The organism is Microbacterium sp. JC 701 (assembly GCF_021026215.1).
GTDB lineage: Bacteria > Actinomycetota > Actinomycetes > Actinomycetales > Microbacteriaceae > Microbacterium > Microbacterium algihabitans.
The window spans coordinates 1,236,689-1,250,912 of record NZ_JAJNCV010000001.1; the positions used below are offsets into that span (position 1 = coordinate 1,236,689).

Consider the following 14,224-nt stretch of genomic DNA (forward strand, 5'->3'; position numbering starts at 1 on the left):
CTCAGTCGCCCGCCGCATCCGCGCCCAGCATGGCCTGCCACAGGGCGGCGAACTGAGGGAGCGTCTTGGCCGTGGTGCCGATGTCGTCGATGCGCACGCCCGGCACGCGCAGGCCGATCAGCGCGCCCGTCGTGGCCAGGCGGTGGTCGTGGTGCGCCTTCCACTCTCCACCGCGCAGCGGGCGGGGGACGATGCGGATGCCGTCGTCGAGCTCGTGCGCCTCTCCGCCGAGCGAGCGCAGGTTGCCGACGAGGGCGGCGATGCGGTCGGTCTCGTGGCCGCGGATGTGGCCGATGCCGTGCAGCGTGGTGGGGCCGTCGGCGAAGGCCGCGAGCCCGAAGAGCGTGGGGGCCAGTTCGCCGGCCGCCGACAGGTCGAGCTCGACGCCGACGATGCCGTCTTCGCCGCCCGCCACGGTCAGCGCCCCGCCGCGGCGGCTCACGCGAGCGCCCATCTCGGCGAGGATGTCGACCAGCAGAGCTCCCGGCTGGGTGCTGTGCAGAGGCCACCCCGTGACCGTGACCGAGCCGCCCGTGACCATCGCGGCGGCCAGGAAGGGGGCTGCGTTGGAGAGGTCGGGCTCGATCGCGACGTCTTTCGCGCGCACCGGCCCCGCCGGCACGATCCACTCGCCCGGCGCGGGGCGCTCGACGTGCACCGCGCGGTGGGCGAGGGCCTCGACGGTCATGTCGATGTGGGGAACGCTCGGCAGGCGCGAGCCGACGTGGCGCAGGTGCAGACCGACGTCGAAGCGGGGGGCGGCCAGCAGCAGGCCCGAGACGAACTGACTTGACTGGCTCGCGTCGATCTCGACCTCTCCGCCGCGCACGTGACCGTGCCCGCGCACCGAGAAGGGGAGCGACCAGTGGCCGCCGTCGTCGATGTCGACGCCCACATCGCGCAGGGCGCGGATCATCGCACCCATGGGGCGGTGCAGAGCGCTCTCGTGGGCCGTGACGTGCACGTCGCCGCGGGCGAATCCCGCCAGCGGGGCGACGAAGCGCATGACCGTGCCGGCCTGCCCGCAGTCGACCGTGCTGTCGCCGGCGAACGACGACGGGGGAGTCACGAGCAGATCGGGGCCGAAGGGCGAGTCGGTCTCGACCTCGTCGATGCCGACGCCGAGCGCGCGCAGGGAGTCGATCATGCGCGCCGAGTCGTCGGAGTGCAGCGGCGCGTGCAGCGTGCCGGGCCCGTCGGCGATGGCCGCGAGCACGAGCTCGCGATTGGTCAGCGACTTCGACCCGGGCACGGTGACGGTGGCCTCGACCGCACCCCGTGCGACGGGCGCGTCCCATTCGCCACGGGGAGTGTCTGCGGAAGGGGAATACCCGAGGGGAGTCATCAGTTCCTAGCCTACTGAAAGGGGACGACACGTGACCGCACTTCTCGAGCTCGACCGCACGGCGACAGCCGTCCCGGTGGTCGTCGACGCGCCCGACGTAGACTGGCGCGCGATGAACGACACCGCAGACGCCGGCCCGCAGGCGGAGCCCCGCGCACAGTTCGAAGAGCAGGCCCTGCCCTTCATGGATCAGCTCTACGCCGCGGCCATGCGCATGACGCGCAACCCCGCCGACGCCGCCGATCTGGTGCAGGAGACCTTCGTCAAGGCCTTCGGTTCGTGGGCGACGTTCACGCAGGGCACGAACCTCAAGGCGTGGCTGTACCGCATCCTGACGAACACGTACATCAACACGTATCGCAAGAAGCAGCGCGAGCCTTACCAGAGCGCGATCGACGACCTCGAGGACTGGCAGCTCGGCGGAGCCGAGTCGACCACCGCGAGCAGCGCCCGTTCGGCCGAGGCCGAAGCGATCGACCACATGCCGGCATCCGTCGTCAAAGACGCCCTGCAGTCGATCCCCGAGGATTTCCGGATGGCGGTGTACCTCGCCGACGTCGAGGGCTTCGCCTACCAGGAGATCGCCGACATCATGAAAACTCCGATCGGTACGGTCATGAGCCGTCTGCACCGCGGCCGGCGGCTGCTGCGCGACCTGCTGTCGGACTACGCCAAGGAGCGCGGCATCACGGCCGCGACGGGAGAGAAGAAATGAGCGACTGCGGCTGCGACAAGGCGCGACGTGACCTCGAGGAGTACCTGCGCAACGAGGTCTGCAAGACCGAGGCGAAGGACATCCGGGAGCACCTCGAGAACTGCCCCGGATGCCAGGACGAAGCCCTCGTGGCGCGCACGCTGACCGATGTGGTGGCGCGGGCGTGCAAAGAGACGGCGCCCGACGAGTTGCGCGACCAGGTGCTCTCGCGCCTGCGCGCCATCCAAGCCACGCACTGAGCCGGCCCCGGTCGCCGGTCGCTCGGCGATGTCGGAGGGTGTCCCTAGGCTGGGGGCATGGCATCCCTCGACACTCTGACGCTGCCCCTCGACCAGACCTCCGGCGACGACCTCGCCGCCGCGGGCCTCGAGTACCGGCGGGTCGACGCCGATGGCGACGACTTCCGTCCGTTCCTGCAGGCGGTCGGCCGCGGGTTCCTCGGTGGGGAGTCGACGGATGCCGAGGTCGACAACTCGCGGCTCACGCTGCGCACCCGCCGACTGACGGGCGTCTTCGATCGCGCGGGGGCCGTCCCCGCCATGCCCGTCGGAACGATCGACTCGTGGGCGACCGCGCTGACGGCGTCTCCCGGTCGCACGATCGATCTGTGGGCCATCAGCGCGGTCACCGTCGCCCCGACGCATCGACGGCGCGGGATCGCGCGCGCCATGATCGGCGGAGAGCTGCGCACGGCCAAGGCCGCCGGGTTCGCCCTCGCGGGCCTCACGGTGACCGAGGCGACGATCTACGGCCGGTGGGGCTTCTCGCCCGCGGCGTGGGCGTCCGACGTCGTCGTCGACACGCGGCGCGCGCGCTGGACGGGGCCGCAGGCTCCGGGGCGTCTCGACTTCGTCCCGAAGGATTCACTCGTCGAGCGCCTGCACGCCGTGCACGAGCGGGTGCGGGTGCGCCAGCCCGGAGCAGTGCCCGGCTGGGACGGCCGCTGGCGCGGTCTGGCCGGTCTGGCCCCCGGCGACAAGGCGGCCGAGCGCGTGCGCGCGGTGGTCTACCGCGACGCCGACGGCGTCGAGACCGGCGTCCTCGTCTACACGATCGACGAGCGCGACGACTTCTCGGCGCACGATCTCGAGGTGCGCACGCTCTTCGCCGCCGACGCCGACGCCTACGCCGCACTCTGGCGTTTCGCGATCGAGCACGACCTCGTCGGTCGGGTGAAGGCGTGGCTGCAGCAGCCGGTGCCGCCCGTGCAGTGGATGGTCGACGACCGCCGGGCCGTCACCGCGACCCTGACCGACCACCACTGGCTGCGCGTGCTCGACGTTCCGGCCGCGCTCGCCGCGCGCGCGTACGCCGCGCCCCTCGATCTCGTGCTGCGCGTCGACGACCCGCTCGGACTCGCCGACGGCACGTGGCGCGTGACGATCGGCGACGACGGAGAGGCCGCGGTCATGCCGACCGACGCTGCCGCCGCCGTGGAGATGACCGTGGGGGCGCTCGGCTCCCTGCTGCTCGGCGGCGTCCGCGCCACCGAGCTCGCGGCCGCCGGCCTGGTGAAAGCGGGGATGAACGAGTGCGCGGCGCTCGATCGCGCGTTCGCCGCTGCCGTCACGCCGCACCTCGACATCTGGTACTGACCCGCGTCGCGGGCGCAGGGGCTATCGGCGCATGATGGTCATCTGATCTGGGCCCTCATAGGAAACAGCAATACGATGCCGCCGATGTCCGAAACCGCTGCGCCCCCGCTCGAGGAGCGACCTCCGACGCGCCTGGGTGCGGTGAGTTCCGCTCTGCGCCGATACGTGCGCGCCAATCCCGTCGCCGTGTGCGCCGCGGTGCTCGTGATCGCCGCCGCCGCCGCGACGGGATCGCTGTGGAATGAGGACGCCCTGGTCTGGGGTGCCGGACCCCTCGCGACGTTCGGCAGCGGCCGGTGGTGGACCCTGCTCACGGCTCTCGTCGTGCCCGACTCGACCATCGACGCCGTGTCGTCGGTGCTGCTGGCCCTCACCGTTCTGGCGTACGCCGAACGCCTGCTCGGATCACGCCGCACCGCGGTGCTGCTGTTCGTGATCGGCTTCAGCGGACTCCTCGTCGGCATCGGCCTGCACGCGGCCGCGTGGACGCTGACCGACCTGCGCCCCGTGGTGGCCGCCGAGGTGCCGGTGCTCGACCCGACCACTCCCCTCGCGGGCGCCGTCATGGCCGGCACGGCTTTCGCCCCCACCCTCTGGCGCCGCCGCGTGCGCCTGATCGGCTTCGCGCTGCTGGGCATGTTCGCCCTTTACGCCGGCGATGCCGACTCCTGGTACCGCCTCAGCGCCGCCGTCATCGGCCTGCTCGTCGGGGCGGTCCTGGCCCGCGGGCGCGAGCGCCGGTCGTGGCACCGCAGCTCGACCCGTGAGACGCGCACGCTCCTGGCACTGCTCGTCGCCGTGGTGGGCAGCGGTCCGATCGTGGCACTGGTCAGCGGCGGGGGTCGCGGTCCGCTCTCGCTCGTCGTCGAGGCGTACACCCAGTACGACGACGAGATCCTCTCGCAGTGCGGGAGCGTCGCCTCCTCGGTCTGCGACGAACAGATCGCCCTGCTGATGACCCGCGGGGCCGGTCCCGCCCTCCTGGCGATCGTGCCCCTCGTGCTGCTGCTGGTGGCCGCGTGGGGCCTGCGACAGGGGCGCCGCTCGGCCTGGGTGCTGGCGACCGTGGTGCTTCTGGCATCCGCCGTGCTCCCGATCGTCTCGCTCCTCGACGGCCGGCTGCGCATCGACCCGTGGGTCGACGGCAGCGGCGCCGAGTACGTGCTCTGGGCGTTGGCGTCGATCGTGCTCCCTCTCGTGCTCGCCGCGGCACTGTACGTCGCCCGTGCGCGCTTCCCGGTGCGCGCGACCCGTCGTGCCGCCCGCACCGTCGCCGTGGCGCTCGTGGTCGCCTTTATCGTGTGCGCATCGACCCTGTTCGTGGTCGAAGCCGTGGGGCGACGCGCCTTCGACCGCGAGGTCTCGGTGCTCGACCTGCTCGGACTGACGCTGCGCCGCTTCCTTCCGCCGGCGTTCGCGCATCCGGGCGGCGGCGGAGCCTTCCCGCACGGGGGCCCTGCTCTCTTCGCCTACCAGTGGATCGGCGTGCTGTTCTGGGCGATCGTGGTCGCGGCGATCCTGTGGCTGTACCGCCGCGCTCGGCGCCCCGATGCGGGCGACGAGGCCCACTACCGCGAGCTGCTGCGCCGCGGCAGCGACACCCTCGGGTTCCTCGGCACGTGGGAGGGCAACCGCCACTGGTACTCCGACGACCGCGAGTGCGCCGTGGCGTACCGCCTCGTCGGCGACGTGGCCCTCGCCGTCGCAGACCCCCTCGCGCCCGAGGGGCGGCGGCCCGAGGCTCTGCGCGCCTTCACCGACTACTGCGTCGAGCATGACTGGACGCCGGCGTTCTACAGCATCCACTCCGACACGCTCGACGACCTCGCCGCGCTCGGCTGGCGCCACGTGCCGGTGGGCGTCGAGACGGTGATGGACCTCCCCGGCCTGACCTTCGCGGGCAAGACCTGGCAGAAGGTGCGCCAGCCCCTCACCCGCGCCGAGCGCGAGGGCTACACCGCGGTCTGGTCGCGCTGGAACGAGCTCAGCGTCGCGCAGGCCTCGCAGGTGGTGGCGATCGACGAGGAATGGGTGGCCGACCGCGCGCTGCCCGAGATGGGTTTCACGCTCGGCTCCCTCGACGAGCTGCGCGATCGCGACGTCCGGCTGCTGCTCGCCGTCGGACCCGATGACCGCATCGAGGCCGTCACCAGCTGGATGCCGAGCTGGACCGACGGGGTGATCACCGGGTGGACCCTCGACTTCATGCGGCGTCGCACCGATGGCCAGAACGGCATGATGGAGTTCCTCATCGCCAAGGCCGCCCTCGAGCTGCAGCAGGAGGGCGCCGTCGTGCTGAGCCTGTCGGGCGCCCCCCTGGCCGACGACCCCGACGAGGAGGCCGACGACGACCCCGCCCCGCTGCGCGCGCTGCTGCGATGGCTGGCCGAAGTGCTCGAGCCGGCGTACGGCTTCGCGTCGCTCTTCCGCTTCAAGGGCAAGTTCCGGCCCCGTTACCGCCCCCTCGCGCTGGCCTACCGCGATCCCCTCGAGCTCCCCGCGATCGGCGCCGCCGTCGGGCGCGCGTACCTGCCCGACGCGTCGCGCCGGGAGATGGTCGCCCTCGCCCGCACCGCATGGGAGGGGCGTCGATGAACAGGTTCGTGCTGTCGTTCGAGCTCATCGACAGTCCGTTGCTCGCCGTCTGCGCCATCCTGACGGGTCTCGGTGTCGTCGCGATCGTGCTGTGGGCCCCGCGTCGCCTCGTCGCGACGGGCGCGATCGGCCTCGGAGCGGCCGTGGCGATGTACATCGCAGCGCACGTGCTCGAGTCGATGGGCGTGTTCGAAGGGCCGCTGCCGGTCGGCGCTGCGTCGAGGGCGGCCGTCGCGGTCGGAGCAGCCGCGGTGGGCGTCGTCGGCATCTGCCGCCGCCCGTGGGCGCGGCGCATCATCGGGATCGTGACGGTGATCGCCTCGCTGCTCGCGGGAGCGCTCGGCGTCAACGCGGCATACGGCGTGACCCACAACATCGCCGCGATCCTCGGTGTGCAGGCGCTCGATCCGGCCTCGTTGCCGCCGCGTGACGACGCCGCGGGCGATCCGGCGACCCTGTACGAGCGGTGGCAGCCTCCGGCCGACATGCCCACGATGAGCTCGGTGAGCGCGCTGACCGGCTCGACCAAGATCCCGACGGGGCAGTTCGCGGCGCGTGACGCCTCGCTGTACCTCCCGCCCGCCGCCCGTGTCGCCAACCCGCCGGCGCTCCCGCTTCTCGTCTTCATGATGGGGCAGCCGGGCAGCCCCGACCCCTCGGCCCTGGCGAAGGCCCTCGACGCGTTCGCCGCCCAGCACGGCGGCCTCGCACCGATCGCGGTCGTCGTCGACCAATTGAGCGCCCCCGAGAAAGACCCGGCGTGCGCCGACTCGGCGACCTACGGCGCGGTGGAGACCTACATCAACAAGATGGTCCCGCAGTGGGCGGCGAGCAACCTCAACATCGTGCAGGACCACCGCTACTGGACCATCGGCGGCTTCTCGAACGGTGGTGCCTGCGCCGCGTACTACGGGGCGAAGTACCCCGACATCTGGGGGCAGGTGCTCGACGTCTCGGGCAACGAGTTCCCCGGGTCGGAGCACCCTTCCCAGACGACGACCGACGTGTACAAGGGCGATGCGAACGCCTTCCAGGCCTCGAAGCCCTCGGTCATCATGGCCGCAGCCCCCGCGGGGACCTACACCGGTCACACGGCGGTGTTCACGTGGGGTGGCGCGGACACCACGTTCGGTCCGGGGCAGCAGGCGAACTCCGAGGCCGCGCGGGCCGCGGGCTTCACGGTGCTGACCTACGTCGTCGACGGCGCCGGCCATACCGGTGAGGCGCTCGACAAGGGCCTCGCGTGGGCCATCCCGGCGCTCGCGCCTGCGCTCGGTCTCGCGGCACCTCCGGCGTCCTGAGTCCTGCGCGGGAGGGCTCCGCCCGCGGGAAGGTCGCCGCCGTTCAGCGGATCCGCAGATCAGCGCCGGATCCGGACTTCTCGGTGCGGAGGGTGCGATTCCTCGACGTCACGCGGATTCTGCGACGCCTCCGCGGCATGACAGGTGACGTCTCACGACCTCGGCACCGCGGCATCCGGGAACGACGAAGGGGCCCCGCCGGTCGGCAGGGCCCCTTCGTTCGCGAGATCAGCGCGCGAGCGCTTCGCTCATGATCGCGGCGTGCTCGTTCGCGTGCACCTTGGGCGAACCGGTCGCCGTCGAGGCGGCGGCGGCACGCGAGATGCGACGCACCGGGCGGCCGTCGAGCTGGTCGGCGACCTCGAGGGCGATGAACGGCCACGCGCCCTGGTTCTCGGGCTCGTCCTGCACCCACGCCAGCTCGGCGTTCGGGTACTGCGCGAGCACCTTCTTGAGCTCGTCGATCGGGGCGGGGTAGTACTGCTCGACCCGCACCAGGGCGATCTCGGGGTTCGGGTTCTTCTCGAGCTCGGCGCGCAGATCCCAGTGGATCTTGCCGGCGTGCAGAAGCACGCGCTTCACGGCGCCGCGGTCGAGGCCGCGATCGTCGTCGAGCACCGGCTCGAACCGACCCTCGAGGAAGTCATCGACGGGGCTGGTCGCTCCGCGCAGACGCAGCATCGCCTTCGGCGTGAAGACCACGAGCGGACGACGGGGGCGCTGGTACGCCTGACGACGCAGCAGGTGGAAGTACGACGCGGGGGTCGAGGGGCGCGCCACGATCATGTTGTCCTGCGCGCACATCTGCAGGTAACGCTCGATGCGTGCCGACGAGTGGTCGGGTCCCTGTCCTTCGTAGCCGTGGGGGAGCAGCAGCACGACGCTCGACTGCTGCGCCCACTTCTGGTCGGCCGACGAGATGAACTCGTCGATGACCGACTGCGCGCCGTTGGCGAAGTCGCCGAACTGGGCTTCCCACAGCACGAGGGCGTCGGAGCGCTCGACCGAGTAGCCGTACTCGAACGCCATCGCGGCGTACTCGCTGAGCAGCGAGTCGTAGACCCAGAAGCGGCCCTGGTTCTCGCTGAGGTTCGCCAGCGGCAGCCATTCCTGGCCGTTGTCGCGGTCGTGCAGCACCGAGTGACGCTGCACGAAGGTGCCGCGGCGCGAGTCCTGACCGGCCAGGCGTACGGGCGTGCCCTCCATCAGCACCGAGCCGAAGGCGAGGAGCTCGCCGAAGGCCCAGTCGATGTTGCCGTTGCGGCTCATGTCGTGACGCTTGTCGAGCAGCTGCTGCAGCTTGGTGTGCACCGTGAAGCCGTCGGGCTTGTTCACGAAGGCGTCGCCGATGTGCTGGACGACCTCGCGCGAGACGCCGGTGGTCTCGGGAGCGCCCACCGCGGGCTCGTCGGCCGCGTCGGTGGTGACGACCGGGTTGGTGCCCGTCTCGGCCTCGTGCGTGTCGGCGAAGGCCACCTCGAGTCGGCGCTGGAAGTCCTGCTTCGCCTGCTCGTACTCGTCTTCGGTGATGTCACCGCGGCCGACGAGCGACTCGGTGTACAGACGGCGGACCGAACGCTTGGCCTCGATGAGGTTGGTCATCAGCGGCTGGGTCATCGAGGGGTCGTCGCCCTCGTTGTGACCACGGCGGCGGTAGCAGACGAGGTCGATGACGATGTCGCGGTGGAACTCCTCGCGGTACATGAACGCGAGCTCGGCCGCGCGCACGACGGCCTCGGGGTCGTCGCCGTTCACGTGCAGGATCGGCGCCTGGATCGTCTTGGCGACATCGGTGGCGTACACCGAGGTGCGGGCGTCGGTGGGCGTGGTGGTGAAGCCGACCTGGTTGTTGACGACCACGTGGATCGTGCCGCCGGTGCGGTAGCCGCGCAGCTGCGACATCTGCAGCGTCTCGACCACGACGCCCTGACCCGCGAACGCGGCGTCGCCGTGCACGAGGATGGGCAGCCACGAGAACGTGCCGATGGGCTTGCGGTCCTGCTTGGCGCGGACGATGCCCTCGAGCACGCCGTCGACGGTCTCGAGGTGCGAGGGGTTGGCCGCCAGGTAGACCGGGAGCTCGTGTCCCTCGTCGCCGACGAAGGTGCCCTCGGTGCCGAGGTGGTACTTCACGTCGCCCGAGCCGCGCTTGCTGCCGATCGCGACGGCGCCCTCGAACTCGCGGAACACGTGACCGTAGGTCTTGCCCGCGATGTTGGTGAGCACGTTGAGGCGGCCGCGGTGGGCCATGCCGATCGCGGCTCCGTCGAGGCCGGTGGCCGCCGCGCCCTGGAGGATCTGGTCGAGTAGCGGGATGAGCGACTCGCCGCCCTCGAGGCTGAAGCGCTTCTGGCCGACGTACTTGGTCTGCAGGAACGTCTCGAACGCCTCGGCCTGGTTCAGCTTCGACAGGATGCGCAGCTGCTCGTCGTGGCCCGGCTTGGTGTACTTGACCTCGATGTTGCTCTGGAACCACTGGCGCTGGGCCGGGTCCTGGATGTGCATGTACTCCACGCCCATCGTGCGGCAGTACGAGTCGCGCAGCACGCCGAGGATGTCGCGCAGCTTGGCCACGCGCTTGCCGCCGAGACCGTTGGTGACGAACTCGCGGTCGAGGTCCCAGAACGTCAGCCCGTGCGACTCGATCTCGAGGTCGGGGTGCGTGCGCTGGACGTACTCGAGCGGGTCGATGTCGGCCATGAGGTGACCGCGCACGCGGTAGGAGTTGATGAGCTCCTGCACGCGCGCGCTCTTGTCGATGCGCTCGGAGATGTCGACGCTGACGTCGGCCGCCCAGTGGATGGGGGCGTAGGGGATGCGCAGCGCGGCGAAGATGTCGTCGTAGAAGCCGCGCTCGCCGATGAGGAGCTCGTGCACCTTCTTGAGGAACTCGCCCGAGCCGGCACCTTGGATGACGCGGTGGTCGTAGGTGCTGGTGAGCGTGATCGTCTTGCCGATCGCGAGCTCGTTAAGCGTCTTGGTGCTCGCGCCCATGAACTCGGCGGGGTAGTCGAGCGCGCCGGCGCCGATGATCGCGCCCTGGCCGCGCATGAGGCGGGGGACCGAGTGCACGGTGCCGATGCCGCCGGGGTTGGTCAGCGACACCGTGGTGCCCTGGAAGTCGGCGGGGGTGAGCTTGTTGGTGCGGGCGCGACGCACGAGGTCTTCGTACGAGGCGAGGAACTCGCCGAAGCTGAGCGTGTCGGCGCGCTTGATGCTGGGGACCAGCAGGGCGCGCGAGCCGTCGGGCTTGGGCATGTCGATCGCGATGCCCAGGTTGACGTGCGCGGGTGCCACGACCGAGGGCTTGCCGTCGATCTCGGCGTAGTAGACGTTCTGGCTCGGGAACTCCTTGAGCGCCTGGATGAGCGCCCACCCGATGAGGTGGGTGAAGCTGACCTTGCCGCCGCGCGTCCGCGACATGTGGTTGTTGATGACGATGCGGTTGTCGATCATCAGCTTCGCCGGGATGGTGCGCACGCTGGTCGCGGTGGGAACCGTCAGCGAGTCGTCCATGTTGGACGCGAGGGCCTTCGGCATGCCCTTGAGGACCGTCACGCGGTCTTCTTCGGTGCTCTGGCCGGCGGCCGAGGGCACCGTGCTGGGCGCCTGCGCCGGGATGGGCTGCGGCTTCGCGGGCTTCGCCGTGGTGCGGGCGACGGGCGCCTGACCGACCACGGGGATGGGGGCCGTCACCGGCTTGGGCTCGGACCCCGACTGCGCCTGAGGCGCGGAGGGCGGGGGAGCGGCGGCGGAAGACCCGTCGACGACCGGGTGGTACGCCTCCAGGATCGGCCACCAGGCCTTGTCTACGGAGTGCTTGTCGACTTTGAACTGTTCGTAGAGTTCGTCTACGAGCCACTCGTTCGCGCCGAACTCGCCCTCGCTCGAAGTACCGACGCCCGTCACCTGGCTCGACACAGTCGATCGCCTGCTTTCCTCAATGAAGATTCCTGTGGATGCGCCGACGTCGCCGTCAAACGCGTCTTCCAGCCTAGCCGAGGTTTCTGCGGGCATCCGGGGGCTTTACGGGGCCTTTACTTTCGAATGGTGTGATGGGGTGGATGCCATGGAGTTCTCCGGCGCCCAGCCCGATGTCGACCTGACCTACTCGGACGTCTTCCTCGTCCCCCGTCCTTCCGAGGTGCGCAGCCGCCTCGACGTGGACCTCGCCCCCGCCGACGGCAGCGGAGCGACCATTCCCCTGGTGTCGTCGAACATGAACTCGGTGACCGGCACGCGACTGGCCGCGACCCTCGCGCGTCGCGGCGGACTCGGCGTGTTGCCGCAGGACATGCCGCTGCCGCGCCTGGTCGAGGCCATCGCCCACGTCAAGGCGCAGCCGGTGGCGTGGGACGCCCCGCTGGTCTTCCCGCCGTCGGCCACCGTCGCCGACGCGCGCCTCGCCCTGCCTCCCGTGCCCGGCCGCGGCGTGATCGTCGCCGACCAGCGCGAGGGAGGGGTCATCGACCTCGCCGGGTTCCGGGGGATCGTCTCGGCGCAGCGCCTGGCGACGGCCCTTCCCGACGCCCTGCTCGGCGACATCGCCCGCAGCGACGCCCCCGTCGTCGAGGTCGAGCGCGTGGGCGACCCGCGCGCGGTCTTCTCCCTCGTGGAGTCGGCGGGCGCCGACATCGTCGCCGTGGTCGACGGCGATCGCGTCGTCGGCACGCTCTCGGCGCGCAGCGCGCTGCGCGACTCGGTCTACCGCCCCGCAGTCGACGCCGACGGCCGCCTGATCGTGGCCGCCGCGGTGGGCGTCAACGGCGACGTGGCGACCAAGGCCCGCGCCCTCGCCGGGGCCGGGGTCGACGTGCTGGTGGTCGACACCGCGCACGGCCACCAGGCCCAGATGCTGCGGGCCCTGCGCGAGGTGGCGGCGCTGGATCTCGGCATCCCGATCGCCGCCGGCAACATCGTCACCGCCGTCGGCGTGCGCGACCTCACCGACGCGGGCGCGACGATCCTCAAGGTCGGCGTCGGTCCGGGCGCGATGTGCACGACCCGCATGATGACGGCCGTCGGGCGCCCCCAGTTCTCGGCCGTACTCGAGACGGCCGAGGCCGCGCGGGCGGTCGGGGCGCACGTCTGGGCCGACGGCGGGGTGCGCTACCCGCGCGACGTGGCTCTCGCGCTGGCCGCTGGCGCGGCATCCGTCATGATCGGCTCGTGGTTCGCGGGCACCATCGAGGCGCCGGGGCGCCTGCGCACCGACGACGCCGGGCGGCTCTACAAGGAGTCGTGGGGCATGGCCTCCACGAAGGCGGTGCAGGGGCGCTTCGGAGCGCTCGACCCCTTCGAGCGGGCGCGCAAGGAGCTGTTCGCCGAGGGGATCTCGTCGTCGCGGATCTACCTCGACCCCCAGCGCCCGGGTCTCGAAGACCTGCTCGACATGATCACCTCGGGCGTGCGCTCGTCGTTCACCTACGCCGGGGCGGCCACCGTCGCCGAGTTCCACGAGCGCGCACGGGTCGGCCTGCAGTCGGCCGCCGGGTACGAAGAGGGAAAGGCGCTCCCCGTCAGCTGGTGAGCATGCGGTCGAGGCTCGCCGCGGCCTCGAGCGTGATCCAGGCGCCCATCTGCACCGAGAGGTCGAGGTCGTCGCCGTCGGCGGTGGCCGCACGGCGCGGGTCGGCCGGGAACAGCCCCTCGCGCCGGCCCTCCCACAGGGCGTCGGCATTGCGCTCGACCAGGCGGCGGGCCGCGCGTGCGGCGGCGTCGCCCTCGGCGTCTTCGCTCTCGGACAGCTCCACGGCCGCATCGGCGAGGTAGCGGGCCAGGATGCCGCCGAACAGGCCTCCGTCGCCGCCTCCGGCCGCGGGGAAGAGGCCGTCGTCGTCGGCGCACCAGCGCTCGACCGCGAGCACGAGCTCGCGCGCCCGGCGCACGTGCCTCCAGGCGGCGTCGGTCTCGTCGATCGCCGACTCGCCCAGCAGCAGCTCGAGGGCGATCGTGGCGCCCTGGTTGTAGGTCCACAGGTCGGGGCGCACCGCGTCGTGCTCGATGCCGTCGCGCACGAGACCGGTGGCCTCGTCGTCGAGGATGGATGCCATCCAGTCGGCGAGTCGCTCCGCCTCGGCCCGGTGGCCGGTGAGGGCGAGCACCATCGCCCCGGGCGCGTTCGCGGGGGCGTTGTACAGCGCGCTGCCGACGCTCCACGGCAGGGCGCCGACGTTCGGGTCGATCGCCTCGTGCAGAACGCCGGCGATCTTGCGGAACGCGCGGGGGTTGGCGCGGCTGGAGAACAGTCCGAGACCCATCCAGGCGATGTCGTCGTAGAACGGCGTGGTCCAGCGCCCGATGGTGCGCAGGGTCACGCCGCGGCCCAGTCGTCGCAGGAGCCGGCGGCGGCGCGGATCGGGGCGGTTGCGCTCGGCGTCGGCGAGCACGTGGATCAGATGGGCGTGCCACCAGTAGTGCCACGTCCGGGCGGTGCGGGCGTCGGCGACCGAGGCGTGCGCCCAGGCGACGGGGCCGTAGCGGTGGAGGTAGCGATCGAGCACCGCTCTTTCCGCGGCGGCGGCGCGGTGCTGCGCCGGGGTGTCGGCATCCATCCGCCCATCCTCCCCGCTGCGAAAGACCTGCTCGAGACGGATGCCGCAGGCCCCGGGCTGCAATAGAATCGACGTCACGATGGACGACCCTCCCAGTTGTAGACCCAGGCCCCACAGAC

General features: G+C 71.5%; 9 protein-coding genes. 6 read left to right on the forward strand and 3 right to left on the reverse strand.

Annotated elements, in window-relative coordinates; genetic code table 11:
- Position 1: 1 nt before the first annotated feature.
- Positions 2-1,345, reverse strand: coding sequence for a 3-phosphoshikimate 1-carboxyvinyltransferase (gene aroA, locus LPW41_RS05835; RefSeq protein WP_144828762.1), 1,344 nt, complete (start codon positions 1,343-1,345; stop codon positions 2-4).
- A 112-nt stretch (positions 1,346-1,457) separates the two neighbouring features.
- Between aroA and LPW41_RS05840 the strand changes: the two genes are divergently transcribed.
- From LPW41_RS05840 to LPW41_RS05860, 5 genes are all read left to right on the forward strand, one after another.
- Positions 1,458-2,060, forward strand: a complete 603-nt coding sequence (locus LPW41_RS05840) for a sigma-70 family RNA polymerase sigma factor (RefSeq protein WP_144831768.1) — start codon at positions 1,458-1,460, stop codon at positions 2,058-2,060.
- Positions 2,057-2,299 carry a zf-HC2 domain-containing protein gene (locus LPW41_RS05845; RefSeq protein WP_144828759.1) on the forward strand — a complete coding sequence of 81 codons (243 nt, stop codon included), beginning with the start codon at positions 2,057-2,059 and terminating at the stop codon, positions 2,297-2,299. The genes LPW41_RS05840 and LPW41_RS05845 overlap by 4 nt, the downstream gene beginning before the upstream one ends.
- 57 nt (positions 2,300-2,356) lie before the next feature.
- The gene (locus LPW41_RS05850) at positions 2,357-3,655 is read left to right on the forward strand and encodes a GNAT family N-acetyltransferase (RefSeq protein ID WP_230704332.1); all 1,299 of its coding nucleotides are present in this window, start codon (positions 2,357-2,359) and stop codon (positions 3,653-3,655) included.
- 84 nt (positions 3,656-3,739) lie between these two features.
- A complete protein-coding gene (locus tag LPW41_RS05855) occupies positions 3,740-6,250 on the forward strand; it encodes a bifunctional lysylphosphatidylglycerol flippase/synthetase MprF (protein WP_154096006.1) in 2,511 nt (836 codons plus the stop codon).
- Positions 6,247-7,551, forward strand: a complete 1,305-nt coding sequence (locus LPW41_RS05860) for an esterase family protein (RefSeq protein ID WP_154096005.1) — start codon at positions 6,247-6,249, stop codon at positions 7,549-7,551. Before LPW41_RS05855 ends, LPW41_RS05860 begins: the two co-directional genes overlap by 4 nt.
- A gap of 228 nt (positions 7,552-7,779) precedes the next feature.
- Here LPW41_RS05860 and LPW41_RS05865 read toward each other — a convergent pair whose 3' ends face one another.
- Positions 7,780-11,472: a multifunctional oxoglutarate decarboxylase/oxoglutarate dehydrogenase thiamine pyrophosphate-binding subunit/dihydrolipoyllysine-residue succinyltransferase subunit gene (locus LPW41_RS05865; RefSeq protein ID WP_144828747.1), complete on the reverse strand. Its 3,693-nt coding sequence runs from the start codon at positions 11,470-11,472 to the stop codon at positions 7,780-7,782.
- A 148-nt stretch (positions 11,473-11,620) separates the two neighbouring features.
- On the opposite strand from LPW41_RS05865, the gene LPW41_RS05870 reads away from it, so the two are divergent.
- Complete coding sequence (locus tag LPW41_RS05870) at positions 11,621-13,081, forward strand: GuaB1 family IMP dehydrogenase-related protein (RefSeq protein WP_230704333.1); 1,461 nt, start codon at positions 11,621-11,623, stop codon at positions 13,079-13,081.
- Here LPW41_RS05870 and LPW41_RS05875 read toward each other — a convergent pair.
- Complete coding sequence (locus LPW41_RS05875) at positions 13,071-14,105, reverse strand: glycoside hydrolase family 76 protein (RefSeq protein ID WP_154096002.1); 1,035 nt, start codon at positions 14,103-14,105, stop codon at positions 13,071-13,073. The genes LPW41_RS05870 and LPW41_RS05875 overlap by 11 nt on opposite strands.
- Between the last annotated feature and the right edge of the window lie 119 nt (positions 14,106-14,224).